Below are 24874 nucleotides of genomic sequence, written 5' to 3'. Positions count from 1 at the left end.
CTCTCCTTTTCTCATAATTGCTTCAGCTGTTCCGTCAGCAGCCTTTGTGCTTCTTCTTTTATATCCACTTCATCCTCTTTTGTGAGCGCTTTTCCTGACTTTCTGTAGGTTGGGTGACGCTTGATCGGTGAAAGCAGCTCTTCATATGACTCAAACTGTGCAATTTCTGTAGTGAGTTCCTTCAAAAAAGAATCCTCTGGATAGATCACATCCTCATTTGTTCGGCAGTCAATTGACATCACCCAAACGAACACGTCTTCATCTTCCTCCTGCTCATGAAAAACAGTCATCAGCTCTTCGAGGACCTCAAGCTGTGTATGCTCAAAGTAAGAAGGCGCATCACCTATCAATTCAATTCTCACAAAATGAGGAATGCCTTCCTCTTTCAGCTTATTGATTTTGCCTTCCACAAGTGTGACAAGATCGGTCATATGAGCCGTTTCTGTGATGTCTATTGCCAGTGTCTCAAAGATGATATCTGCACAGCTGATAAAATCCGCTGTGTGAGAATCTTCGGAGAGGTGAATCAAGTAACAGCCTTTTTCTCCCGTTTCTTTTATATGTCTGCCCTGCACATTACCAGGATAAATAATATATGGATCTTCATGCAGAAGGGCTCTTTTATGTATATGTCCGAGCGCCCAATAATCAAAATCTTGTGAAAGGAGCTGCTGAAGCTGAAATGGGGCGTAGGCATCATGGCCTTCTTGCCCGGCTAATGTGCCGTGAAGCATCGCAATGTGATAGGCAGCATCTGTCGTTTTGACATAATGAGATGTCATATTTTCATAGACAGCCCGCTCTTTATAGCTAAACCCATAAATGCTCGCGACAAGCTGATCCCCTCGATAATAGGAGTGATCACTTGGTGTACTGCTCGAAAAGACATGTACATTCTCAGGCCACTCAATCGGTGTCCATTCACCGCCTAAATGATCATGATTCCCATAAATAATAAAGACTTCAATCCCATGTGTTTGCAGTCTTAAAAACTGGTTTCTTAAAAAGAGCTGTGCTTTCAGGCTGCGATTTGATTCATCAAATAAATCTCCGCTCAGCAGCACAAAGTCTACTTCTCGCGCAACGGCAAGATCAAACATGTTCTTAGCACTTTGAAATGTACTTTCTTTGAGCCGCTTAAATATAGAATTAGGTATAGTCGACATTCCTGCAAATGGACTGTCTAAATGTAAATCTGCGGCATGAATAAAGGTGAGCTTAGTCAAACGTCTATCTCCTTGTCCGATACTGTCATTGTCCATATTTTATCATGCCATTTTTACGAATGCACGTTCTATCACTCTCATTCTACAAAACACATTTTTAAGGGCTAAAAAAGAGGTTTTGTCTTATTCCATGTTTAATTACATTAAAAACAGAGGAAAGGAAGATGAGGAATGGAGAAGACATACTTTTTAACCGTATTTGATCGGTCGGGTGAGACTTTATTAAATGAAAAAATCACAGCGGATAGTGACGAGAAAGCAAAGGAATTAGGGCGTCATCGCTTAATGGAACAGCAATACACAAAGCATTCCCATCGACTCGTTAATCAAGCAGGCAAGCTGCTTTTATTTGAACGTTAAAAAAGCCGGCTTTCGCCGGCCTTATGTTCATCTATGCTTTTTGAAAGACAGGTCGTCTTTTTTCTAAAAAAGCCTGTATACCTTCCTTGTGATCATGACTTTTTCTCAGTCTTGCCTGTGCTGCCCTCTCTTTTTGAAGAACTGCTAAGAGCTTTGATTCTGACTGCTGGAAATAGATCATCTTTGTTTCGATAAAGGCTTGAAGCGGCATGTTCATAAACGACTTCACACACACTTTTTGGTACGTATCGACCTCTTCTTGGAACAGCCCGTCGGCAAGGCGCAGCTTTAACGCTTCTTCAGCCGGCAGCTTTTGTCCGCTCCAAATCAATTGTTTGGCGGTTTGCTCACTGACTCTTTTTGTGAGGAAAAAATGCCCCCCGCCATCTGGAATTAATCCTACCCCATTAAAATTCATGGCAAGTTTAGCATCGTGATGCATAAACAAGTAGTCACAGCTTAGGGCAAAGCTAAAAGCAAGGCCTGCTGCTGACCCGTGGACAAGCGCAATCGTCACTTTTTTCATACTAGCTAGTGAAAGTGTAATTCCCTCGATCAAATCCATCACACGATGGAAATCTTCTTCACTTTCCTGCTTAAGCATCATCCCAATATCTCCGCCTGCTGAAAATCCTTTTCCCTCTCCCTTGATGACAACGACTTTAGCACTGCTTTCCTCCGCTGCATCACATGCTTCTTTGAATTCAGCAAACATGTCCACATGAAACGAATTATAAGCTTCAGGCCTATTGAAAACGATTTCAAAAACATCCCCGTCTAACTGACAATTGATATATGTCATCATCCATCCCCCTTTTTGTTTAAAAGCTCATAACTTACTTCCATTTCCATCAAGTAAAACCTTTTTCTCTAAACAAAAAATTTCAAGATCAATTGATACTAAAATAAGCATAATCATTGAAACAAGAAATATATTTTTATATAGTAAAATAAGAAAGAAAATAAATTTGAAAGGAGGAGGATGATTGATCAGATGTTCCATCATGATATTGGTTAGCTTCATCGTCATGTTTTCTCCTTTTTCAAATGTCGTTTTTGCGTCACAAGCAGAAGCGAGCACACCTAGCCTGATTTCTCCATCCATCTATGATGAAGAAATCAATGCTGTGAAGACACCTTCATTTTCAAAAAAACATGCTTCATCTCTTTTGTTGAAGGACAGATTATCAATGGCGGATGCCAAAACTTTTCTGTCAAAGCTTGCCCCATCATCTGCATTATCCATTGATCTATGTTTTTTGGAAATGAAGTGTGCGATCCCCGTTATGTATCAATCTAATTACCTCTACTGATTCATTTTATTTCATCCGTATTTACTATACGAAAAACACAGCCTATCAAATTCGGAGGGATAAAATGAACATTAAAGAAAATGATCTTCCTGGGATCGGAAAGAAATTTGAAATTGAAACGAGAAATAGAGAAAAGATGACGATTGTGATTCATGATGATGGCAGACGGGAAATTTATCGTTTTGACGATGATGATCCAGATGAAGTGCTGTCTACCATTTCACTCGATGATGCTGAATCCCGGCAAATCGCTGCTATTATCGGCGGTATGGTGTATAAACCGCAGGCACTAGAAACCATTGAAATGGCCTTCAATGACTTGATCATTGAATGGTTTAAGGTGGAAAAAGGTGCAAAAGCGGTGGGACATACACTCGGTGATTTAGATGTGAGACAAAATTATGAAGTCACCGTGATTGCGATCATTAAACATACAAATGAAAAATTACTCAACCCTGGTGCCGATTCGATTATTCAAGAAAATGATACGATGGTCATTTCGGGCGAAAGAAAACACTTGAAGCGATTGATACGTGATTTTCTTTCTAGAGGGGGAGAGTGATGAATGGATCATTTAGTCTTTGAAGTTGGGACGGCGCTTATTCTTATCGCCATCGCCAGCTTAATCGCCAATAAAATTAAATTTTCTATCATCCCTTTTCTCATTGTCCTCGGAATGATTGTTGGGCCGCATGCTCCAACTATCGGGATCATTGATTTAAAATTTATCGAAAGCACCGAGATTATTTCGTTTTTTGGCAGAATGGGCGTCCTGTTCCTGCTTTTCTATCTTGGACTTGAGTTCTCTGTCGGAAAACTCATTAAATCTGGTAAATCCATTGCAGTCGGCGGATCTATTTATATTTTGATCAACTTCAGCTTAGGACTGCTCTACGGTTTTATCACAGGGTTTGGATTCCTTGAGATTCTCATTATGGCAGGAGTGATTACCATTTCATCCAGCGCCATTGTGGCCAAAGTCCTTGTCGATTTGAAACGGACGGCAAATCCTGAAACAGAGTTAATTCTAGGGATTATTATGTTTGAGGATATTTTCCTTGCCGTTTATTTATCTGTCGTATCAGGTCTTGTCCTAGGAGATGCCACTACTGTTGGCGGTGCCTTATTATCTATTTTAATTGCTTTTGGTTATATGATGCTTTTCTTTATCATTGCGCGAAAGCTGCCAAAACTATTAAACAAGTTGTTTGATATCCGTTCGAACGAAGTGTTCATCATTGTGATATTTGCGGCTTTGTTCTTTGTCGCTGGTTTCTCAGAAACGATTCATGTAGCAGAGGCTATTGGGGCTCTCTTACTTGGTCTTGTTTTCTCAGAAACAGAGCACTCTGACCGCATCGAGCATCTCGTGGTTCCGTTTAGAGATTTCTTTGGAGCAATGTTCTTTTTCAGCTTTGGTCTCAGTATTGATCCATTTACATTGGGTGATGCCTTCTGGCTTGCGATCGGCGCTGTGATGCTTACCTTAATTGGGAACTTCACTGCCGGAATGTTTGCTGGACGGAGAGCTGGATTTTCTCATAAAGCCTCTTCTAATATTGGATTAACCATCGTATCGAGAGGAGAGTTTTCAATCATTGTTGCCGAGCTTGGCATTGCGGGCGGACTTGCCGCTACTTTGAAGCCCTTTGCTGCATTGTATGTCTTAATCCTTGCGATTTTAGGACCGCTCGTAACGAAAGAATCTAAGAAAATCTATCAAATCCTTAACAAAATCTTCAAATGGAAACCTGAAAAACCAAAAGTAAAAAAAGAAACGACGATCTAATAAAAAAGGGCCCTATGCTTGGGCCCTTTTTTATGTCTTATTCAAATTGCTGAAATGCAGTTTTTTGCTTGACTGGCGCTTCCTCGCCCCCACGAATGGTTTGAATCACTTTCTGGTTGCGGTAAATCGATAGTTTTAAATTGGTCGCCGCTGTTCCATGAGAATGATCAAGATTCGTGAATGTAAAGAAATGATTTGAGCGCTTGTCTTTGAACACAAGCCTGAAGTCGTCTGTCACTTTAAAATGCGCATCACTTTCCCATTCAATCAAAGGTTCATATGCGTCAAACCATTTAGGGATATTCGGTGTGTACCCTGTAGCTAATACGGCATGTTCTGCTGTTATGCTTTTTTCTTTCTTCAGCTGCCACTGTCTGAGGTGCAGCTCCAAAGACTGCTGCTCTCCTATTTGAATCGCTTCAAGCTCAGTCATTGGCTGAATGATCACAGATGGCTCTTCACCTGAAACAGAGCGATGATACAATTCCTGATAAATGCGCGAAAGCGTCGATGCATCTATGCCATTTCTTAATCCTGTCAGCCTAGGCAATGTGTTCATACGTTCTTCATAAGGAAGCGAATGAAAATACTCGACATACTTTGGTGTAAAAAGCTCTTGGCCAAGCTCAGCCGTCTCCAGTTCTCTAAATTCACTAGAACGCGTAAACCACGAAAGCTGCTGGCCTTTCTTTTGATGCTGAAGCAGGTCTAAGAAAATTTCGGCTGCACTCTGCCCTGAACCGATCACCGCCACCGACTCAGCTTCGTGAAGTGATTTCTGCTGTTCTAAATAACGGCTGCTATGGGTCACATATGGGTATGCTGCTTCAGGCACATCGACCGGAATCATCGGTTTACTTCCTGTTCCAAGCACGACATGCTTTGCACGATACTCAGATAGTGAACCATCTTTCAATCGTCTGACTTTCACAAGGTAGCCTTCTTGGCAGTCCGTCACTTCTTCTACCTTCATCCCAAACTGACAGCTATCTAACTCTCCTGCAACCCATGATAAATACTCATTGAATTCTCTCCGCGGGATATCAAACTGTTCAAATGTATAGAAGCGGTGAAGTCTATTTGATTCATGTAAATAATTTAAAAAGGTATACCTGCTCCTTGGATTCGCCATTGTGACAAGGTCTGCTAAAAAGGAAACTTGTAAATCCGTTCCTTTGATCAGCATACCGGGATGCCAAGCAAACTCAGACTCCTGTTCAAAAAAACAGCATGAGACATCCTCATACTCCTCTAACAAAGCGGCCAATCCTAAATTGGCAGGCCCAACCCCAATTCCGATCACATCTATCATATGTACACCTGCTTTAACTTTTTATCACTTATATACCCTTTTACAAATGAAAAAAACACTGCGTCATCGCAGTGTTTAAACGTGAGAAACAAATAATGATTCAAGGAATTGAATTTTCTCTTCTGTATAGTGTTCATAGCGGTCATTATACGATTTTGGATCTTTTGGATTGGCATACTGTGTAATTTTCCCTGACCGTGGATCAATGAATTTACTTGCTGCACCGCACCCAATGCCAATGATTGTCTGTACTTCTTCCATGATAATGATATTATACAAGCTTTCCTGTCCATCTAATGAATACCCGACATTTTCGAGATTTCCCAAAATATTTTTTTGTCTATATAAATAATATGGGTAATAATGATGCGCTTTCGTCCAAGTGACCGCTTCATCCATCATACGTGTGATTTCTTCTCGGTCTGCTACTTGGTATTTCTCCTTATTGCGCGTCATTTCAGATGCTCTTTTAAAGGAAAGTGTATGCACAGTTAAAGATTCAGGCTTGAGTTCCTCAGTCTGCTGCAAGGAGTGCTGGAATTCTTTGAGCCCTTCTCCCGGCAATCCAATGATTAAGTCCATATTGATATTATTCATGCCGTACTGTCTTGATAAGTGATACTTTTCAATCGTTTCTTCCACACTATGATGCCGGCCAATAGCTTTTAGTGTTTCATTCTCATACGATTGCGGGTTAATGCTAATTCGGTCAATATTGTAGCGGTTTAGCACCTCTAGCTTATCAGGAGAAATCGTATCAGGACGCCCTGCTTCGACAGTTACTTCCCGTATATGCTTCACATCAGGGAACGAGCGATACATTTCTTCATACAGCAAATCCATTTCTTCGGCTGTGATGCTCGTTGGCGTGCCTCCGCCAAAGTAAACGGTCGTCACTTTGATCCCATGTTCTTTTAGCCATTCGCCCATTTTTTGCATTTCATAATGCAGACCAAACAAAAACGTTCCCACTCTACCAGCTTGTCCTTTAATGGCGTAAGCAGGGAACGTACAATAAGCACATTTTGTGGGACAGAAAGGAATGCCAATATAAATACTCACTTCCTGCTGAAGGTCATACAGATCTGGAATGGCTTTAAGCTGACGGTCGACAATCTCCTGCATCAAATTGATTTTTTCATCATGAATCAAGTAATCACGCTTTAATGCCGCATGTGCATCTTCCTTTGACATGCCCTCTCTCAGCATCTTATGAAGCAATTTCGTAGGACGTATTCCTGTGAGAATCCCCCACTTTTGTGTCATTCCCGTGTGCTCCTGAAGCAAGTGTAAATAAACAGACAGCACTGTGTTTTTGATTTGCTTCCAGCGCTCCTTATCGTTCAAGTTCTTTGGGAGATCCCGTGAAAAACGACTGGTGATATCTGACCCATCGATATGGCCAGACGCTTCCACCATGCCATTTTCTTCCTTACAACTAAATTCAATGACCAAACCATCATCAAATTCACTTGTTTCAAATATCACTTCACTATCTTCTTCAAATAAATTGGCTATATTGACAAGCGGGCGATGAAATCGTTCATCTGACAGCCCTTTAATTAAAATTCGCATCATATCACCTTTATCTTCAAACTTGTTTCATTTTACAAAATTCATGTAGGAAAAGCAATGAAGGGAACAGACGAAGGCCCTGCCATTTCTTGATTGACAGGGCCTTCACTGTATTATCTTTTAATATCAAATTGATGTAAAAATCCTTCTCTTTGCTGCATTCTAAAGTATTCCTTGATCATATAAGCCACACCCTGTTCATCGTGCGAGCGGGTCACCCAATCGGCTTTGCGCTTGACATCATTGGGGGCATTTCCCATAGCAACGCCTAAACCAGCCAATTCAAGCATTGGAATATCATCTGTTCCATGTCCAATAACGACCGTATCTTCTAAAGTAAAACCGAGTGCAGAAGTTAAGAGAGAAAGTCCCGCTTCTTTCGAAACCCCTTTGCAGACAATATTCATTTTCTCATCACTGATCCTAATAAGATCAACAGATGGGAATGCTTGTTGAATGGTCCTGTGAATCTCAGGCTGAAGCTCCGCTGTCGAATATACTTCAATCACTGGTGTACTGACCGGTTCATCCATCAGCATATCACTTAACGATTCAACAAATTGAACGGGATAGAAAATTGGATCAGACGGATGAATGAGCGTCTTTCCCATCAGCTGAGACTGCGTTTTTTTCCGGTTGCCGATCGAGAATTTTTCATGCAGCAAGCGAACATTACAATCAAAGCTTTCAAGGATTTGCACAAGATTAAATGTCTTTTCTTCCGTTAATTTTTTCACATGAAGCGGCTCATCGAGTTTATCCGCGATAAATGCACCACTATGCGTCACAAGGGTTGATGTTGGAATCTTCAACGCCTTGGCAATTTTTTGAGCGGAACGAAAATGCCGGTTGGTGACAATCGTCACGTAAACCCCTTTTTTCTTTACATATTCCACAGCTTCTTTTGTAGCGGAATGGATTTTACCATTGGAACGAAGTAACGTCCCATCTATATTGAGTGCAAGTAGTTTTTTTGACACTGAGGCATCCCCCTTCTTGATGACTGTACTTACGATGAGGATATGCCCTAGCTTGGTGCTTTAGAACATGCAGTTGAAAGAGCCACAGGTTATGAATGATTGATAAATAAAAAAAGCCTACCCCTAGGCTTTTTTTTATGTATGGTTTGGATGCGTTACAATGGAGTGATGAAGCTCCCCATGATCCCCTTATCTTTCACACACCAAAGCATTGCTTATATCAGATCCCCTTATGCTTTGCGTTTCTCCCAGAAGCGCTTCTCTCTCGTTTGGCTCACTGCCTTAAATCCCAAGTGAAACGCACCCAATTGTCCCTTGAGAGCGCCTTTTTGAAAGCACTTTCAATATAAGTATTATCGCAGAATTTATGTGCTTCGACAACCTTTTTTTAAAAGATATTGAGGAGAAAAGTTAAAACAAAAAAGGGCGAATGACATCGCCCTTTCCATTAGTTTTCTTCTGGATTCCCATAAAGCTCTTCAAGTGGCTTCATGATAATTTTATTTAATTCACCGATAAGAACACTCACACGTTGTTCTGCTTCCATCAACTGAGAGATTTTGTCGTGCTGCTGAACAAGCGCAACTGTTTTCTGAGCTTGCTCCACTTCTTCTTGTGTGATCTCTTGACCAGTCATTTGTTTTTGTTGAAGGTTTACTTGAATGTCACGGAAGTTCTCAAACATTCTTTTAGAGGACTCATCCGCGTTTACCTCATCATAAAGATTTCTTAAAGTTGAATATTCTTCGCTATGACGCAATGCTTTTTCAAGGTCATATGCAACATCGTAAAGATTTACAGACATGTTATGTCTCCTTTCTATCCGTTATCACCGATATGATCGGCGGACACCACTCCACTATAACAAACTATGGCTTTCGTTTCACATATATACAATGAATTCATTAAAATTTCTCTAGCTTGTCTTAGAATAGCGCCACAAAAACAGCCTGGATAGCACCAATCATCCCGCCTAAAAGACCACCTAGAAATGTAATCATCTTCAGCTCCTTATTGGAGATGCTGACTACAAGCTCTTCCATTTTTTCAAGCGGGAAAAGTTCAATTTGTTCACGAATGATATCTTCAAATTGCAGCTTTGCAAGCAGACCCTCTAAAGCATTTGAAGCCGCTCCGATCCCCTTATCAATCAACACTGGCGCAAAGTGTGTTTTAAGATCATCCGCGACAGCACTGACATATATCCCGACGGGTTTGTCTAATATCAGCTTTGTAGAGAAATGAGAAAGCAATTGGTTTTTCACACTAAAAATAAGTTCCTTCACATTCCATTTTTCATCAAGCTCATGAAGAGAAAATTGCTTCACCTTGTCCCATTCTTGAACAAGCAAATCGGATAAAAATCTTTTTGTTTCTGCGTTTCTTAAAAACTTGATGATTTCGGGATGTACACGATCAATTAAGCTTGTATTCCCTAGAAACATTTGGACCATACTGCCAAGCATTCCCCGTTCTTTTAAGAAATCATCAATCATATTGCCGAGCCTTGCTTTGCCTTCATTACTTTCAAAATAATGAATGCCTCTCTTTAAAATATAATCTGCTGCATCTGGAATTTTCGATGATATTTTGTTTTCCACTTCTACAGGGAGCAATTCAGATAAAGTTTGCTGGTTATATGTTTCAAGCAGTGATTTGAGCTTCTGATCAGACCACTGATGGAGCCATTTATCTGCTTTGACATCAGCCTCTATAACGCCGAACCTTTCTAGCAGGGAGAATACGGTTATCTCCATATTTGCGCCTTTGTCAATATATCGATGGACTGTACGCAGGATCTCCTGCTTTGCCTCGGATGATTCAAATCGCTTTTGAATACCTTCTGGCGTGAGCAAATGCTCCATAACCATGACACCAACCTGCTTGGCTACTTCGTCTCTTCTTTTAGGGATAAGCCCCGGTGTAAATGGAAGCTGTTTTCCGAATAAGTAATATGGTTTATAAGGCCGAAAAAGCATTTTAATTGCAAGATGGTTTGTCGCTGCTCCTATGACTGCGCCGATAACAATCATAAAGATAAACGTTGTGAATATATTCAAAGTCGTCATCTACCTTTCAAACAACACCCGATGTTTATTGTTTTGATCTATACGTATTATAGTTGTTGTCAAGTTCCCAAGCAAATGAAGTATGCAGCGAGACATATGATCAAGCGATCTGTCGTAATGATAAAGGAGCGCAAGCTTTATGTAAAATCATAAAAAAACGTTTTTGTGAATGGTAAAAAAAGAAGTTGAAAAGAAGGTGTTTTTTAATGAAAACATTAGGTATTGTAACCCTTTCTCCGCAGTATGAAGAGGCATTTACACGTCAGCTCGCCAAAGCTGCCTCTTCTTATCGTTTAAAGGTTGTTCGTTTTACACCACTTGATTTAAAGCCGGCTTCAAATTTGATACAAGGTCAAACATATATGAATGACCAAGGGTTTGCCGACGCACAGTTTCCGATTCCCGACTTGATTTACGATCGATGTCTTTACCGGCATGACGCACAATCTAAAAAAGCAAAACCCATCATGGAATGGCTAAAAAAGTATCCAAAAACAAATTTTTTGAATACCGGCATTTCAAATAAAATGGTGCTATTTGAGCAGCTCCGTCTCCTCTCTGCTTTACAGCCATATTTACCTGGATGCTCTTTATTAAAAGAGCCCTCAGACCTGATCAATATGGTAAGGGAGTGCGGGGCTGGCGGTTATTATAGAATGCAGCCTCTCTCCCAGCAGCACGCAGCATCTACTTACTTCATTTCCTTTGATGGCAAATCAACATTCACCGTTCAGCTAAGTTCCAATCAAACCATTACATTTTCTCGCGCGTCAGAGATGGAGCGCTGGTGCCAAAAATATGCAGGCCGGTATTTCCTTCAATTTTTCAACACAAGTGATCAAAAAGAACCTTTATTCAATGAAATCAGGATTTTTCTTATGAAAGATTCACAAAATCAATGGAAACGCATGGGGATTCACACAAAATCACCTGCAGAAAATAGTCTTTTAAGTTTTACACAAAAATCAGATCCTGTGATAGGCTTTGAACACTATCTACATACATTGCAGCCACAAATCAAGGAGCTCCTTTTAGACGATCTTGCGTCCATTCAGGCATCAATTCCAGCTTATATAGATAAAACCTACTCTCCTTGCTTTGAATTCGCAGTAGACTTGCTTCATACAAGTGAAGGCAGGCTGTTCATATCTAATGTCAGATCAAAGCCAGGACGATCCGCTTTTTTAAAAGCTTACCCTGAAAAGGAACATCAGTTGATTCGTACCATTCTTGAACATGCGCAATCGATGATGTCTCAACCGAAGGAGGTTTCTTATGAACAAAAATCGCTGCATCATCGCCCCACACCTCACAAGTGAAAAAACAATTCATCTTCCCGACCATTATAAACAGAAAGAGGCCATCCATTCTCTTGCCCTAGGGTCTCGTTTAGTCGATGACTTCAACATTTTCTATCATCAGCATCCAAAGAAAATATTATTATCTGAAGATCTATACAGAGATTTACTGATTCCTTACCAATCAAAAGCTGATGTGATCATCATTGACCATACACTTTTTATAGGGCCGTTGATGGGCATTTTCACTGCAGGTTTTGAGCAAAGCACGCAGCCATTAGGAACAAGAACACAACTTTTTATCAAACTGCTGCATTCTTTCAGACAGCATGCTGGTTTTGCCTATCTTTTTGGGTCACATTCTATTGATTGGGAAAAAGGAATTGTAGAAGGATTGTTGTACCAGCAAGGTTCATGGGTTAAAAAACAGCTTCCCCTGCCGTCAGTCATTTATGACCGGCTTCCAAATAGAAAAGCTGCTCAGTCAGCACTCATTCAAGAAACGAAGCGAAAACTCACCCAAGACTATGATATCCCTTGGTTCAATCCTTACTTTTTTAATAAATGGGAGATTCATGAACAGCTATTAACAGATGAAAAAACATGGTCCTTTCTCCCACATTCTGTACAATTAGATCCCATGGACGCTCTAAGTAAAATTGAAACACTTCTCCACCTGCATCAAGTTATATACTTAAAACCGACGAACGGAAGTCATGGAGACGGTATTTATCAGTTAAAAAAGGAAAATCACGGAATCACTGTATGCACAAATTTTGGAAGGTCTATTCCATATGATTCAATAGATCAGTTTGTTCAAAGGCTGCGAAAAGATCATGCAATTCATGATTTTATTGCACAACAAGGCATTGAGCTTCTTCAAATAGACAATCAGCCGATGGATTTCAGAGTTCATACGAATAAAAATAAAGACGGTGATTGGACAGTCACAGCAGCAGCAGCAAAAATTTCTGGAGATCACACCATCACAACTCACCAGTTACACGGCGGAACGGTGAAAACACTTTATGCTGTCTTTCCAGAAGAAACGAAACGTTTGCAGATTTTACAGCAGCTTTCTCATACTGCCATCACGCTTAGCCAAGTAATAGATAAAAAAATGACCGGGCATATTGGTGAAATCGGTTTTGACTTAGGCATTGATCAAACAGGCGCCATTTGGATGTTTGAGGCCAATTCTCGCCCTGGCCGAGAGATTTTCCAGCATGGCTCTTTGAAAAAATCAGAATGGCTGATTGGGAAAAGAATTATGGGTTACGCATCTTACCTTTCAGAAACGGCACTCACCACTTCAAATCACGCGAACGTCTACTGACTACATTTTTGCCACATGTCGTGCCCTTAAATTTATGCTTTTTCTATGCTCTTTTCATGAGATGAGATACAATAAAATCAAGTTCAAGGTTGTTTCCGTGTTGTCGTGTTTGTTTATTGTTTCATCAATAAAAAGCAAGGAGGCAATGATGATATGATTTCTCATTTTCAATGGAAACCTCTTTTTAAAAAAGCACAATTGCCAGGCTGGAAAATATCCTTTTTCCACAATGGTGCGCATTATGAAGGCATCTACCACAAAACAGGTGACATCGAATGGGGTTCTCAGCTTCCGCCCCATGAAGTTGAACCAACCTTAAAAGAAGAAATCCACGAATTAATGCTATTCCATGTCTATGATTAAACTGTTTAAGGAGCCCCGCCATGTTAGAAAAATTAAAACTTGTTTACGGAGACCATATCATCAGCACACCTACTCATGACAAACAAATTCTTTGGTATCAAACAGACGAAGGCGAAATATTTGGAGTAGACAAATCGGCGCTTACAGCAAGAGAAACACTTCTTCTCAACTCTTTTCTTACACCGATTGATCTATTTCAAAAAGCGCAGACCGAGGGTGAACAAAAATGGTTCAGCTACCTTTTTGAAAACAAACCACTAACTGTCCAACATCCCGTCCGTGTTTATTATTTTCAAATGATCCATCAAGAGGAACAAAGACAGCAAATAAAAGAGGCTGTGAATAACAGCCTCGAACATGCTCATTTCATATGGACAGGCCCTGAAACAGCTATGCTGATTCAACCAAACGCTACATCAGAAAATAGTCAATTAGATCAATTAAATGATTTGTCTCTGGCCATTACAAGTGATTTTTTAACAGACTCAGTCTTTATACAAGGGCAGCTACATTTGCCAAATGACCATTTACAGATGAGATTATTAAATGAACAACAGCTCTTTGTATGCCACATGCAGCGAGAAAAGCTTAGATCAGGGGTTGCCACATTTTATCAATGCCTACCATCGTTCATTTGTTATGATGCATCTGTCCTCTCTCATGCTATATCAGATGCTTTTAAAGAAGCGATTGTTGACCGAGATGTTTACCGCACTCTCATGACCTATATGCAATGTAATTTAAACGCATCCAAAGCAGCAAAAGCATTATATGTTCACAGAAACAGTCTTCAATATCGAATTGATAAATTTATTGAGCGCACTGGGCTAGATATACGACATTTTTCAGAAGCATCGGCTGCTTATTTAATGATGACTCTACTCGATCTTTCATAAAAAACGAAGGTATGAGCATCCTGCCCAAAAATGAAAATAGGATGTTGTGCACGTTGTCCATTTACAGACTCTTCCCCATTTTATACACTTTATTCAACAATAAAGCGCTTTCAAAAAAGAGAGACTGGGGAGGCTGACATCAAATGGCTGAAATAATGCTGAATCAAATTTATAAAGTGTACGATAACAAGGTAACAGCAGTAGACAACTTTAATCTACATATAGAAGATAAAGAATTTATTGTGTTTGTTGGTCCATCAGGCTGCGGAAAATCAACAACCCTTCGCATGATTGCAGGTCTAGAAGAAATTTCACAAGGAGACTTTCTGTTAGATGGAAAACGGATGAATGACGTAGCACCGAAAGACCGGGATATCGCAATGGTTTTCCAAAACTATGCATTATACCCTCATATGAATGTGTACGATAATATGGCATTTGGGTTAAAGCTTCGGAAGTTTCCGAAAGCAGAGATTGATGAGCGGGTTCGAAATGCCGCTAAAATATTGGGGCTTGAGCAATATTTAGACAGAAAACCAAAAGCACTATCTGGCGGTCAAAGACAGCGTGTTGCCCTTGGCAGAGCGATTGTACGTGATGCAAAGGTTTTCCTTTTGGATGAGCCGCTTTCTAATTTAGATGCAAAACTCCGTGTTCAGATGCGTGCTGAAATTTCTAAACTTCATCAGCGTCTGCAAACGACATTTATTTATGTGACACACGATCAGACTGAAGCCATGACAATGGCAACCCGCCTTGTTGTGATGAAAGATGGTTTTATTCAGCAGGTTGGAGCACCGAAAGATGTATATGAAAACCCAGAGAATGTATTTGTAGGTGGATTTATTGGCTCACCAGCGATGAACTTTTTTACAGGAAAGCTCTCTGACGGCGCCATCGCGGTTGGAAAAACGCGTATTCGTGTACCAGAGGGGAAAATGAAAGTATTACGCAGCCAAGGCTATATTGGAAAAGATGTCATACTAGGCATCAGACCAGAAGATTTTCACGATGAACCAGTATTTATAGAGGCGTCTGAAGGCACAAAAATTAAAGCTAACGTAGAAGTAGCTGAATTAATGGGAGCAGAAACGATGCTTTACTCTTCTATCGATGATCAATCGTTTATTGCACGTGTTGATTCTCGTACCGATGTACAGGCCGGACAGTCTATCCCTCTTGCGATTAATATGAACAAAGCCCATTTCTTTGATTCAGATACAGAGCTGCGCATCCGCTCAGCTGAATAAAAAGATATATAAGCAGCGCCATCACTCATTATTGGATGATGGTTTTTTGTATGTTCACACAACATTTACCATGTTCTTTTCTCGTATGTTTTTTTCGGAAATAACCATAATACTTAGTACAAAGCAGTTACTGCATTGGGTTTCGCCAAGTGGCAAATGACTTGATCATTTCGCTGGTGCGATTCCAGCAAACCCAACCAAAAAAATAAATCATATACAAAAAGGAGAATCACATCATGGCAAATTCTAATAGTTCAAACCAATTACTAGTTCCTGGAGCAGAGCAAGCAATCGATCAAATGAAATACGAAATTGCTTCTGAATTTGGTGTAAACCTTGGAGCAGAAACTACAGCTCGTGCTAACGGTTCAGTTGGTGGAGAAATCACAAAACGTCTTGTGTCTTACGCTCAACAAAACCTTGGCGGAACAAAAGCTTAATTTCATATCTGGATCATAGAAGGCACCTCTTATGGTGTCTTCTTTTTTTGTTTTTATCCCTCACCAAACTCCTTTCAGCTCATATCATGTAGTAGAAAGGAGCGGATCTTCATGGACATTATTTCTGGTATGAATTTTGAACTTTTACAATTTGTAGGGATCTCTCTATTATGTGAATATGGTCATAGTATTCGGTCCTTTCACCTTTATAAAAAAAGCATCACATAAAAGTTGTACCATTTTGGGTTCTTTTCACTTATAGTATGTAGTGGAGGGATCGAACAGATGAAAATAGCTCTTTTCGGTGCTCATGGACGTGTAGGACAAGCATTTCTTCGTTTCGTTCAAGTAGATGATCGTTACATGGTTCGTTCATTGATTCGGACAAACCGAGAAGAAATGCTTGCGGGTATGTTTCAAGTCACCGGCAATTCAAGAAATCGAGAAGATGTGCTTGAGACAATGAAAGGAGCAGATATTGTTGTGAGCTGTCTATCAACAGATGGTGATGATACATTATCTGTTTCAATGGAGCATATCGTACAAGCCATGAAGCAAACAAATACATCTAGAATTATTACAATTGGTACAGCAGGTATTTTAAAAGCAAGGCAGCAGCCGGAGCTTTACCGTTTTGAAACAAATGAATCAAAGCGGACTACTTCCCGAGCAGCTAAAGAGCATGCGAAAGCGTTTGAAATCCTTCAATCAACTGATCTAGATTGGACCATTATTTGTCCAACCTATTTACCAGATGGAGAAGTGACACGGTCATATCGCTATGAGAAAGATTTTCTCCCTATAGATGGAAAGAAAATTTCAGTTGAAGATACCGCACACTTTTTATATCAGCAGTTAAATTCGAAGGAATTTGTGCATCAACGCGTCGGCATCGCTTATTGATGTTGCAGCCTGTCCAAACGATATAACCTGTAAAAGTCGTCGACTTTTTCATGCAAAGGAAAAGAGCCTCATTCAATTTGAAGAGGCTCTTTTTTCTACTATTCATCAACTGTTTGCAACAGCGCCTTTTTGCAGTTCATACATTTGCGCATACAGCCCTTCTTGCTGCATGAGTTGTTCATGACTGCCACGCTCGACGATTTCACCTTTTTCTAACACCAAGATCATATCGGCTTTCTTAATCGTGGATAATCGGTGAGCAATCACAAAAGTCGTTCGTCCTTCTTTGACTACATCAAGCGCCCGCTGAATGATCGCTTCTGTTTCTGTATCAATGTTGGCGGTGGCTTCATCTAAAATTAAAATCGCTGGATCGTATGCTAATGCGCGCGCAAATGAAATCAACTGACGTTCCCCTGAGGAAAGGGTGCTTCCCTTTTCAACGACTGGTTCATCAAAGCCTTGCGGCAGATGCTTCAATAACTCTGCTGCGCCTACTTGCTTTAATGAGGATTCAATGGTTTCTCTTTTGATGTCTTCATTTCCTAAGCTGACATTGGAGGCAATCGTTCCCGAAAATAAATACGGATCTTGCAGCACAATGCCCATTTGTTTACGCAGCGTTTGACGCGACTGATCATAAATGCTTTCGCCATCTATGAGAATGTCTCCTTGCTGAATGTCATAAAAACGCAGCAGCAAGTTCATGATCGAGCTTTTCCCAGAACCAGTATGCCCCACAAGTGCAACCGTTTGACCTTTCTTAGCTTCAAACGTAATGTTCTTTAAGACATTTTTCCCTTCATTATAAGCAAAGGTGACATCTTTGAACTGAACGTGTCCCTCCAGCTTCTTCTGAACAGGTTCTTCCACCTCTGTACCGGGTTCATCTAATAATCGGAACACCCTTTCCGATGAAACTCTTGCTAATTCCAACCTAGAGAATTGATTCACAATACCTGTGATCGGCTGAAACAATCGATTTAAATAATCGACAAACGCATAGAGCACACCAATGGACACAATGCCTGTCGCACTTAATGACGCACCGCCAAAATACCAAATGAGCGCCACATATGCTAAATTTCGCAGCAGGTTAACCAAGTTATGTGAAAGAAGTGAATTTAAATGCAGCATCTTTCGCTGATACCGAAAGTGATTGTTGTTCAGCTCATCAAATTCCTCTTTCGTCGCTTTCTCATGACGAAACGCTTGAATAATGGTCATCCCTTGAATGGCTTCATTTAACTTGGCATTGATTTCACTGATGATCGAACGAATTCGGTGATTGTACACGGATGCAAACTTTCTGTAAGTCATCGACCATAGGAATATAATTGGTACTGCGACCAAACAAATGAGTGCCAGCTTCACATTTAATAAAAACATGGCAATGTAAATCCCAATCATGTAAATGGCACTCGTCACAAAATTAGCAAGGACTGTGACATATAGGTCACGAATGGTTTCCGTGTCATTGGTGATCCTCGCGACAACCTTTCCAGCCGGTAAATTATCAAAATATCGGATCGGCAGCGTTTGGATGTGCTCAAATACGTCTACCCTCATTTTTTGAATAATTCGATTTGCAATCCTCTGGAGCAAATAATGCTGCCCATACTGAAAGAAAATCGCAACGATGAGCAGCCCTAGATAAAATAGAACAAGCTGCACCAAACCACTGATTTCTGGCTGATAAAAAGCAAAAATCTCTTCTTTTGATAAGCGCTGTACCTCATAGGTCTCACGCTCGTTCCCATTATCAATGGTGAGCTGATCTCCCGATATCTTTCTGTTTCCATCAAAACGAATCGGCTCATTCACAAAGTAGTAACCGAACCCGACTTGCACCACATTAATTTGCTTTCCAGATTCCATTCCATTGTTTAATCGATCGCTTCGTATATAGTTATTTCCCTGGTAATAAACGGTTTTGTCTGTCTTTTCATTGACCTCGACATAAGGTTTTTCTACACCTAAAATATGATCATCAATCATTTTCTTCCCAATAAACGGTCCTGTCAGCTCAGCACCAACTGCAATCATTAGAAAGATTAAGGCAACAGACAGTACTTTCTTATATAGGAGTGCGTAGGCAAGGAGTCTTCGTCCTGTTGTCATGCCTCATCCCCTCCTTCCAGCTGATTTGTCAGCTGCTGACGCAAAAATTGTTCTTTGTACCACCCATCCTGCTGGATGAGCTCGTTGTGAGTGCCCTTTTGGACAATGCGTCCTTCTTCCATGACAAGAATGAGGTCCGCATGTTCAACAGCTGATAGGCGATGAGTCGTAATAAACGTCGTTTTGCCATGACGGTTTTGTCTTAGATTTTCTAGGATAGCGGTTTCTGTTTTTGCATCTACAGCAGACAATGAATCATCCAGAATTAAAATGTCTGGATCAATTAATAAAGCACGTGCAATGGATATTCGCTGTTTTTGTCCGCCTGACAGCGCAACTCCTTTTTCCCCAACCATGGTCTCCAAACCCTCTGGCAGAAGGCGTAGATCCTTTTCAAAGTAAGCATCTTTGATTGCTTGTGCTAACTCATCTTGTTTCGCGTCCCGATGACCAAAGCGCATATTATGTTCGACACTTTTTGAGAAAAGAATATGATCCTGAGGTACGTATCCGATCCATTGAAATAACTGATCTAATTCAATGTCTTGGATTGGAACACCTGATAGCAAGATTTGCCCATCACCTGCCGGGTACTGGCGCAGAAGCTGTTTGACAATGGTCGTTTTGCCGCTTCCCGTTTTGCCTGTAATCCCAATCGTCTGCCCTTTTCGAACGGTAAAGGACACATCAATGAGATTATCTTTAGGTGAAGTTGGATACCTGAATGTCACGTGATCAAACTTAATATCTCCAGGCTCTTGTAACGTTTTCGGCTGAGCAGCGTCTGTTACGTCCGGCTTGTAGCTGAGTGTATGATTCAACCGGTCTAACGACGCATTTCCTCTTTGCATAATATTAATCAATTCGCCGATCGCAAACATTGGCCAGATCATCATGCCAAGATAGACGTTAAATGCAACAAGCTCCCCAATGGTTAAATCACTTTGAAATACGAGATAGGCTCCGTAGCCGATTCCGATTAAATAGCTGATTCCTACAAGTAATTTCACTGTCGGTTCAAACAAGGAATCAATGATCGCCACTCGCATGTTTTTTTGGAATACATCATCTGTCATTTCGCGAAAGCGTTTGACGTCTTGTTTCTCCTGCACAAAAGACCGAATGACTCGAACGCCTGCCACTGATTCAAGAACACGATCGTTCATATCACCAAATGCATCCTGAGCGACAGTAAAGCGCTCATGGATTTTGCTGCCATAAAACGCAATTAAGAGCGCCATCAGCGGCATAGGGATAATCGCCATTAAGGTTAATTTCCAGCTAATTGTCAGACCCATCGTAAAGAAGATCATCAGCATATAAGCAGTGGAATCAACCAAGGTCAGAACGCCAAAGCCTGTCGTTAAGGCTACAGCATTTAAATCGTTTGTTCCTAATGCCATTAAGTTACCGGTTTTTTTCCTTTCATAAAAGGTCGGTGTCATCTTCAGCAAGTGGCGCATCAGTTTCCCGCGCATCACACGCTCCATGACATTTGCGCCGCCAAATAACTGATACATCCAAAAATATGTAAGTGTATAGACGACGACACCGAGTAAGCAAAAAATGGTCACATAAAACAAAATACTGGATGTTGTAAATTGACCAGAACGAATGTCATCCACTGCCTGGCCAAGGTATCTTGGCGGCAGCATTTCAAGCACATTCACAATGAGCAAAAGCGTAATAGCGATTGTATAACGCCTCCACTCTTGTTTAAAGAACCAGCCTAATTTCGCAAATACTGAAAACATGTTTGTCTCTCCTTTTCAAGCTAGCCGCTTTCTAAATTTTCCTGCAAGTCACCTTGTTTCGTTTTTTGGGCTTTTATCATTTGTCTTGATTTTGGCATGTTCACATGCTTTCACTCCTCTTCATTTACTTGTTGTTTTCCATCCCTTTATTTCGGAATGCGAAATGAATACAACAAAAAAAGAGGCCACCAGCTGGCTGGTACGCCTCTTTTCGTCATGTAAAAAGGCGCATGTTGACAAATACGCAACATACGCCTTGATTCATCCGATCAATTGGAACATACGAGTTCCTTTTCAATGACCAATGAAGGTGTAATTGTCACGTGAATCAACCCATTCATGCAGTTTGATTTCATTCTTCCAATGTTGCACATGACATTTCCTCCTTTTGGCTCTTGAATCTTTTTTTATCTTATAGCGGCTGTCACCATTTTGTCAATAAATATTTTTCAATAAATGAAATTTTCTAACAAAAATCAATCTCCCTTATGTGTATCTTTTTCTATTAACGGGTATACCATGAGTGTAAAGACTCCTTTTGAAAGGAATGAGGACATTGTTTCAAGCTGATCGGATGGTCGTTGCGTTTGATGGACATGAAGACAGTAAGAAAGCATTAAAGAAGGCAATCGCTTTAGCCAAAACCTTGCATGCCAAGCTGACCGTTGCCTATGCCCATGATGGCAAAACAGGCAGACAGGTGTTTGATGCACCGCGCCCAATGACTGGCGGAGCTTATATCGGCGGCGGTACGGCAGATCTTCAAACACCCCCTGTGTATGTGCCTCATGATGAACAGCAAAGTCCCTTGATTTTTGAAGACCATACAGAAGAGGTCGTCGCAGAAGCAAGAATGCTTTTAAATGAGGAGCAGTTTGAGGCTGCCATTGAAATTGTGGAGGGAGAACCGGCAGAAGCGATTATCGAATATGCTGAGGAAATATCAGCAGACCTCATCGTCATGGGAGCACGTGACCAAAGCAGATTGAAAAAAATGCTATTTGGCAGTGTGAGTGAAAAGTTATCAGCAAAATCAGATATACCTGTGCTTATTGTGAAATAAATGCATCACAAAAGGCTGTAAACGAATGTTTACAGCCTTTTTTATTTATGAAGAGATCGATGCTTCATTTTCATGTTTAATTTTTTGCTGGAAGCCTTCCTGTACGCGCTTTGTCAGCTCGCCTGGAACGCCTTTCCCTACTAGCTCGCCATCTATTTCAACAATCGGAATGACTTCAGCCGTCGTCGAGCTGATGAAGATTTCCTGAGCGCGCAGCAGTTCTTCTTTGCTTATTCGATTTTCTTCAACAGTACATCCTTCTGCCTCACATACCTCCAGCAGCTTTCTACGGGTAATGCCGTTTAAAATGAGATTGTTTGCAGGGTGAGTGCGAATCACGCCATCAATCACGGCATATACATTCGAGGAGGTTCCCTCGGTCACAAAGCCATCTCTTATCAGGATTGCTTCAAACGCACCAGCTTCAGATGCTTTCTGCTTTTCCATGATGTTATATAAAAGGTTTAAGCTTTTGATATCACATCTTAACCAGCGAAGATCCTCAGATAATATGGCCTTTGCACCAGCTGTCTGCTCTTGAACAGGCTTTTTCACCTGGAACGTATATGCCGTGATTTGAGGAGTGAGAGAATCGCTATATTGATGCTTACGAGGAGCGACTCCCCGCGTGACTTGAATATACACACCGCCATCTGTTAATTGATTGTGAGCGACGAGCTGTTTTAACTTTTCTTCCATATCAGATACTGTACCTTGCAGATGAATACCAATTTCCTTTGCACTCTTGAACAGACGCTCTGTATGCTCCTTTAACGTAAACAAAGTACCATTGTATACTCGGATGACCTCATAGACTCCGTCACCAAATTGATAGCCTCTGTCCTCAATATCAACATGTGCATCTTTTTTTTCAATGAAATCTCCATTGTACAATACTTTCATATGGAATCTCCCCTTCGCTTTGCAATAATGGTTGAATCTGATGCTATCTTAGCGGATAAATGAGTACGTTTCAATGATTATTCAGAATTATTTCACATCATATGAAATGGATAACTTTCTATTGTAACAAATATAGATTCATAACCAAAAAGATTCCAATTTTTTAGCATCTTCTATATTCATAGGCTCTTTTTTCCTGTATACTGACACCATATAAACATGACAAAAAACAGCGGAAAAAGACAGAATCTACTACATGATTCGACACAAATTTTTGATTTATTGGAGCGATTGTAATGCAACGGGTTAAAAAAAAACAGACACCTTCAAACACAATGCTGCTCTCAAAGGCGATTGGTTTTGTCATTCTGACACTGATCCTCTTTTTTATTTGGGATATGTCCAAAACCAATATGCAGGCAGCAGATCAGCCGGCGAAATTGTCTGCGAGCAGTCAATTTAGGGACACAAGCACTAGTATGAAAGCAAAAGATGCTTCTAGGAAAACATTAGATGCACATTTTAAGATCGATTCTAATAAACATGTAACGGATCAAACAATCTTTTTAACCTTTGATGATGGTCCATCAGCGACTTCAAATCAGCTGTTAGATGTGCTAAAAGCGCAAAAAGTGAAGGCTACATTCTTTATGCTCGGGCCGCAGATTAAAGAACACCCGGCAGCTGTGAAAAGACTCCATCAAGAAGGACATCAATTAGGGCTTCATGGTATTACCCATGATGTGAAACGCTTTTATCAAAAAAGTGATTCTCCTGTTAACGAGATGAAGGAAGATCAGCGCATTTTGGCTTCTGTCACAGGTGAGTATACCCATCTTGTAAGAACACCTTATGGCAGCACCCCCAATTTAACCGATCAGCAAAAAGCACGTTTAAAACAAAAAGGCTTTGTCTACTGGGACTGGACCATTGACAGTCTGGACTGGAAATATAAAAGCTCAAAATATGTACCAGAGGTATTAAATCAGCTACAAGTGCTGGAAACAAAATATCCAAAAGAACCAAAAATCATCTTAATGCATGATCAGCCGGCAACAGCAAAATACTTAAGCAGCTTAATCACGCAGCTAAAGGCAAAGGGCTATACATTTGAAGTTCTTGATGAAACAATGAAGCCGCTGCAGCAATAAAGAAAAACCCGCACCTTTAGGTGCGGGTTTTTTAATGATTTATAAAGCTTTCACGAGATCGCCAATTCGCTCATGAAAGACAAGATCAAAAAGCGGATCGAATTCTGTTTCACTCAAATTCATCATCACCATGAAGATGGAAGGATCATGGGCTGCGTCTTCTGGAATATATCTTGCTGGCGCTACTTCTAGGGAAGTCCCCATGACAAGGAGCATGTCCGTTTTCTGAAGTGATGCCTCCACTTGGTCTAGATGTTTGACCATATCTCCAAAAAGAACAACATCTGTTTTTAGCACACGTCCACACGTACTGCCATCAGAGGAAACCCTTTGACAGACAGGCACCTCTTCTTTTAACAAATAAGGCAAATCATATACCGCCTGGCAGGATGGACAAGTAGCCGTTTGAATGGAACCATGGAGTTCATATACGTGCTGGCTTCCCGCCTTTTTATGAAGACCATCAATATTTTGGGTAAAAATATCCACATGCTTCCCTTGTTGCTCAAGGCTGGCTAAAAAGATGTGCCCGCTATTTGGCTCGTATTCCCCGCTCATTTTCATCTGAAACAATTCCTTAAATTTCGGCCAAAATTGATGAGGATTTGATAAAAAGTAGGACCGGCTCATCGCCTCCATGCGAGAAGTATCTTCCGTCCACAATCCACCCGTTGATCTAAAATCAGGAATACCCGATTCTGTACTCATACCTGCACCTGAGAGTACTGTGATATGTGAAGCCTGCGATATTCTCTCTCTTAGCGCTTCCACC

At 40.7% G+C, this 24874-nt stretch carries 24 protein-coding genes; 13 read left to right on the top strand and 11 right to left on the bottom strand.

The window, feature by feature from the left end; all coding sequences use genetic code 11:
* Positions 1 to 11: 11 nt before the first annotated feature.
* Positions 12 to 1226 (bottom strand): metallophosphoesterase family protein, encoded by a 1215-nt coding sequence (locus NSQ72_RS04855; protein WP_341083420.1) that lies wholly within the window; start codon positions 1224 to 1226, stop codon positions 12 to 14.
* A 171-nt stretch (positions 1227 to 1397) separates the two neighbouring features.
* Here NSQ72_RS04855 and NSQ72_RS04850 point away from each other — a divergent pair, with 171 nt between their 5' ends.
* Positions 1398 to 1586, top strand: coding sequence for a YhzD family protein (locus tag NSQ72_RS04850; protein WP_047202901.1), 189 nt, complete (start codon positions 1398 to 1400; stop codon positions 1584 to 1586).
* A gap of 31 nt (positions 1587 to 1617) precedes the next feature.
* Here the strand turns inward: NSQ72_RS04850 and NSQ72_RS04845 are convergent, their stop codons facing one another.
* Entirely contained in the window at positions 1618 to 2388 is a 771-nt protein-coding gene (locus NSQ72_RS04845; RefSeq protein ID WP_039177561.1) for an enoyl-CoA hydratase, read from the bottom strand.
* A gap of 184 nt (positions 2389 to 2572) precedes the next feature.
* Between NSQ72_RS04845 and NSQ72_RS04840 the strand changes: the two genes are divergently transcribed.
* From NSQ72_RS04840 to NSQ72_RS04830, 3 genes are all read left to right on the top strand, one after another.
* Positions 2573 to 2899, top strand: coding sequence for a potassium:proton antiporter (locus NSQ72_RS04840; RefSeq protein WP_228285953.1), 327 nt, complete (start codon positions 2573 to 2575; stop codon positions 2897 to 2899).
* Positions 2900 to 2963: 64 nt separating this feature from the next.
* Complete coding sequence (locus tag NSQ72_RS04835; RefSeq protein WP_047202899.1) at positions 2964 to 3461, top strand: cation:proton antiporter regulatory subunit; 498 nt, start codon at positions 2964 to 2966, stop codon at positions 3459 to 3461.
* 3 nt (positions 3462 to 3464) lie between these two features.
* Entirely contained in the window at positions 3465 to 4688 is a 1224-nt protein-coding gene (locus tag NSQ72_RS04830; RefSeq protein WP_268474914.1) for a cation:proton antiporter, read from the top strand.
* A 37-nt stretch (positions 4689 to 4725) separates the two neighbouring features.
* Here the strand turns inward: NSQ72_RS04830 and NSQ72_RS04825 are convergent, their stop codons facing one another.
* The 5 genes from NSQ72_RS04825 to NSQ72_RS04805 all read right to left on the bottom strand — a co-directional run bounded on the left by NSQ72_RS04825 (position 4726) and on the right by NSQ72_RS04805 (position 10615).
* On the bottom strand, positions 4726 to 6000 hold the full coding sequence (locus NSQ72_RS04825; protein WP_341083413.1) for a lysine N(6)-hydroxylase/L-ornithine N(5)-oxygenase family protein: 1275 nt from the start codon (positions 5998 to 6000) through the stop codon (positions 4726 to 4728).
* A gap of 75 nt (positions 6001 to 6075) precedes the next feature.
* Entirely contained in the window at positions 6076 to 7575 is a 1500-nt protein-coding gene (locus NSQ72_RS04820) for a coproporphyrinogen III oxidase (RefSeq protein WP_341085013.1), read from the bottom strand.
* Positions 7576 to 7688: 113 nt separating this feature from the next.
* Positions 7689 to 8555 carry a Cof-type HAD-IIB family hydrolase gene (locus tag NSQ72_RS04815; protein ID WP_039177545.1) on the bottom strand — a complete coding sequence of 289 codons (867 nt, stop codon included), beginning with the start codon at positions 8553 to 8555 and terminating at the stop codon, positions 7689 to 7691.
* Between the two features lie 448 nt (positions 8556 to 9003).
* Positions 9004 to 9360: a YlbF family regulator gene (locus tag NSQ72_RS04810; protein ID WP_024425750.1), complete on the bottom strand. Its 357-nt coding sequence runs from the start codon at positions 9358 to 9360 to the stop codon at positions 9004 to 9006.
* 121 nt (positions 9361 to 9481) lie between these two features.
* Positions 9482 to 10615: a DUF445 domain-containing protein gene (locus tag NSQ72_RS04805; protein WP_341083411.1), complete on the bottom strand. Its 1134-nt coding sequence runs from the start codon at positions 10613 to 10615 to the stop codon at positions 9482 to 9484.
* 215 nt (positions 10616 to 10830) lie between these two features.
* Between NSQ72_RS04805 and NSQ72_RS04800 the strand changes: the two genes are divergently transcribed.
* The 7 genes from NSQ72_RS04800 to NSQ72_RS04770 all read left to right on the top strand — a co-directional run bounded on the left by NSQ72_RS04800 (position 10831) and on the right by NSQ72_RS04770 (position 17110).
* Positions 10831 to 11943 carry a YheC/YheD family protein gene (locus NSQ72_RS04800; RefSeq protein WP_341083409.1) on the top strand — a complete coding sequence of 371 codons (1113 nt, stop codon included), beginning with the start codon at positions 10831 to 10833 and terminating at the stop codon, positions 11941 to 11943.
* Entirely contained in the window at positions 11900 to 13258 is a 1359-nt protein-coding gene (locus NSQ72_RS04795; protein ID WP_341083408.1) for a YheC/YheD family endospore coat-associated protein, read from the top strand. Before NSQ72_RS04800 ends, NSQ72_RS04795 begins: the two co-directional genes overlap by 44 nt.
* 153 nt (positions 13259 to 13411) lie before the next feature.
* Complete coding sequence (locus NSQ72_RS04790) at positions 13412 to 13621, top strand: YheE family protein (RefSeq protein WP_003211787.1); 210 nt, start codon at positions 13412 to 13414, stop codon at positions 13619 to 13621.
* A gap of 20 nt (positions 13622 to 13641) precedes the next feature.
* Positions 13642 to 14517, top strand: coding sequence for a helix-turn-helix domain-containing protein (locus tag NSQ72_RS04785; RefSeq protein ID WP_341083406.1), 876 nt, complete (start codon positions 13642 to 13644; stop codon positions 14515 to 14517).
* A 143-nt stretch (positions 14518 to 14660) separates the two neighbouring features.
* The gene (locus tag NSQ72_RS04780) at positions 14661 to 15767 is read left to right on the top strand and encodes an ABC transporter ATP-binding protein (protein ID WP_341083402.1); all 1107 of its coding nucleotides are present in this window, start codon (positions 14661 to 14663) and stop codon (positions 15765 to 15767) included.
* Between the two features lie 236 nt (positions 15768 to 16003).
* The gene (locus tag NSQ72_RS04775) at positions 16004 to 16207 is read left to right on the top strand and encodes an alpha/beta-type small acid-soluble spore protein (RefSeq protein WP_039177528.1); all 204 of its coding nucleotides are present in this window, start codon (positions 16004 to 16006) and stop codon (positions 16205 to 16207) included.
* 285 nt (positions 16208 to 16492) lie between these two features.
* The gene (locus NSQ72_RS04770) at positions 16493 to 17110 is read left to right on the top strand and encodes an NAD(P)-dependent oxidoreductase (protein WP_039177527.1); all 618 of its coding nucleotides are present in this window, start codon (positions 16493 to 16495) and stop codon (positions 17108 to 17110) included.
* Positions 17111 to 17215: 105 nt separating this feature from the next.
* Here the strand turns inward: NSQ72_RS04770 and NSQ72_RS04765 are convergent, their stop codons facing one another.
* Both NSQ72_RS04765 and NSQ72_RS04760 read right to left on the bottom strand, forming a co-directional pair.
* The gene (locus NSQ72_RS04765) at positions 17216 to 19231 is read right to left on the bottom strand and encodes an ABC transporter ATP-binding protein (protein WP_058838785.1); all 2016 of its coding nucleotides are present in this window, start codon (positions 19229 to 19231) and stop codon (positions 17216 to 17218) included.
* Positions 19228 to 20985: an ABC transporter ATP-binding protein gene (locus NSQ72_RS04760; protein ID WP_341083400.1), complete on the bottom strand. Its 1758-nt coding sequence runs from the start codon at positions 20983 to 20985 to the stop codon at positions 19228 to 19230. Before NSQ72_RS04760 ends, NSQ72_RS04765 begins: the two co-directional genes overlap by 4 nt.
* Positions 20986 to 21541: 556 nt before the next feature.
* Here NSQ72_RS04760 and NSQ72_RS04755 point away from each other — a divergent pair.
* Positions 21542 to 22048: a universal stress protein gene (locus NSQ72_RS04755; protein WP_095408097.1), complete on the top strand. Its 507-nt coding sequence runs from the start codon at positions 21542 to 21544 to the stop codon at positions 22046 to 22048.
* Between the two features lie 45 nt (positions 22049 to 22093).
* On the opposite strand, the gene dat is transcribed toward NSQ72_RS04755, so the two are convergent.
* The gene (gene dat / locus NSQ72_RS04750; protein WP_341083398.1) at positions 22094 to 22951 is read right to left on the bottom strand and encodes a D-amino-acid transaminase; all 858 of its coding nucleotides are present in this window, start codon (positions 22949 to 22951) and stop codon (positions 22094 to 22096) included.
* A 296-nt stretch (positions 22952 to 23247) separates the two neighbouring features.
* On the opposite strand from dat, the gene NSQ72_RS04745 reads away from it, so the two are divergent.
* On the top strand, positions 23248 to 24102 hold the full coding sequence (locus NSQ72_RS04745) for a polysaccharide deacetylase family protein (RefSeq protein WP_039177516.1): 855 nt from the start codon (positions 23248 to 23250) through the stop codon (positions 24100 to 24102).
* 39 nt (positions 24103 to 24141) lie between these two features.
* Here NSQ72_RS04745 and NSQ72_RS04740 read toward each other — a convergent pair whose 3' ends face one another.
* The gene (locus tag NSQ72_RS04740) at positions 24142 to 24873 is read right to left on the bottom strand and encodes an NAD-dependent protein deacylase (RefSeq protein ID WP_369880167.1); all 732 of its coding nucleotides are present in this window, start codon (positions 24871 to 24873) and stop codon (positions 24142 to 24144) included.
* Position 24874: the final 1 nt, after the last annotated feature.

It is taken from the genome of Bacillus sp. FSL R5-0659 (assembly GCF_038008785.1).
Classification (GTDB): Bacteria; Bacillota; Bacilli; order Bacillales; family Bacillaceae; genus Bacillus; species Bacillus safensis.
This window is presented reverse-complemented; position numbering and strand designations above follow the sequence as displayed.

Excerpts from the sequence above, each read along its gene's own strand:
- NSQ72_RS04835 (WP_047202899.1), top strand. The coding sequence starts at position 2,964 with ATGAACATTAAAGAAAATGATCTTCCTGGGATCGGAAAGAAATTTGAA.
- NSQ72_RS04770 (WP_039177527.1), top strand. The coding sequence starts at position 16,493 with ATGAAAATAGCTCTTTTCGGTGCTCATGGACGTGTAGGACAAGCATTT.
- NSQ72_RS04775 (WP_039177528.1), top strand. The coding sequence starts at position 16,004 with ATGGCAAATTCTAATAGTTCAAACCAATTACTAGTTCCTGGAGCAGAG.
- NSQ72_RS04785 (WP_341083406.1), top strand. The coding sequence starts at position 13,642 with ATGTTAGAAAAATTAAAACTTGTTTACGGAGACCATATCATCAGCACA.
- NSQ72_RS04820 (WP_341085013.1), bottom strand. The coding sequence starts at position 7,575 with ATGCGAATTTTAATTAAAGGGCTGTCAGATGAACGATTTCATCGCCCG.
- NSQ72_RS04765 (WP_058838785.1), bottom strand. The coding sequence starts at position 19,231 with ATGACAACAGGACGAAGACTCCTTGCCTACGCACTCCTATATAAGAAA.
- NSQ72_RS04825 (WP_341083413.1), bottom strand. The coding sequence starts at position 6,000 with ATGATAGATGTGATCGGAATTGGGGTTGGGCCTGCCAATTTAGGATTG.
- NSQ72_RS04780 (WP_341083402.1), top strand. The coding sequence starts at position 14,661 with ATGGCTGAAATAATGCTGAATCAAATTTATAAAGTGTACGATAACAAG.
- NSQ72_RS04760 (WP_341083400.1), bottom strand. The coding sequence starts at position 20,985 with ATGTTTTCAGTATTTGCGAAATTAGGCTGGTTCTTTAAACAAGAGTGG.
- NSQ72_RS04845 (WP_039177561.1), bottom strand. The coding sequence starts at position 2,388 with ATGACATATATCAATTGTCAGTTAGACGGGGATGTTTTTGAAATCGTT.
- NSQ72_RS04745 (WP_039177516.1), top strand. The coding sequence starts at position 23,248 with ATGCAACGGGTTAAAAAAAAACAGACACCTTCAAACACAATGCTGCTC.
- NSQ72_RS04795 (WP_341083408.1), top strand. The coding sequence starts at position 11,900 with ATGAACAAAAATCGCTGCATCATCGCCCCACACCTCACAAGTGAAAAA.
- dat (WP_341083398.1), bottom strand. The coding sequence starts at position 22,951 with ATGAAAGTATTGTACAATGGAGATTTCATTGAAAAAAAAGATGCACAT.
- NSQ72_RS04800 (WP_341083409.1), top strand. The coding sequence starts at position 10,831 with ATGAAAACATTAGGTATTGTAACCCTTTCTCCGCAGTATGAAGAGGCA.
- NSQ72_RS04810 (WP_024425750.1), bottom strand. The coding sequence starts at position 9,360 with ATGTCTGTAAATCTTTACGATGTTGCATATGACCTTGAAAAAGCATTG.
- NSQ72_RS04790 (WP_003211787.1), top strand. The coding sequence starts at position 13,412 with ATGATTTCTCATTTTCAATGGAAACCTCTTTTTAAAAAAGCACAATTG.
- NSQ72_RS04850 (WP_047202901.1), top strand. The coding sequence starts at position 1,398 with ATGGAGAAGACATACTTTTTAACCGTATTTGATCGGTCGGGTGAGACT.
- NSQ72_RS04830 (WP_268474914.1), top strand. The coding sequence starts at position 3,465 with ATGGATCATTTAGTCTTTGAAGTTGGGACGGCGCTTATTCTTATCGCC.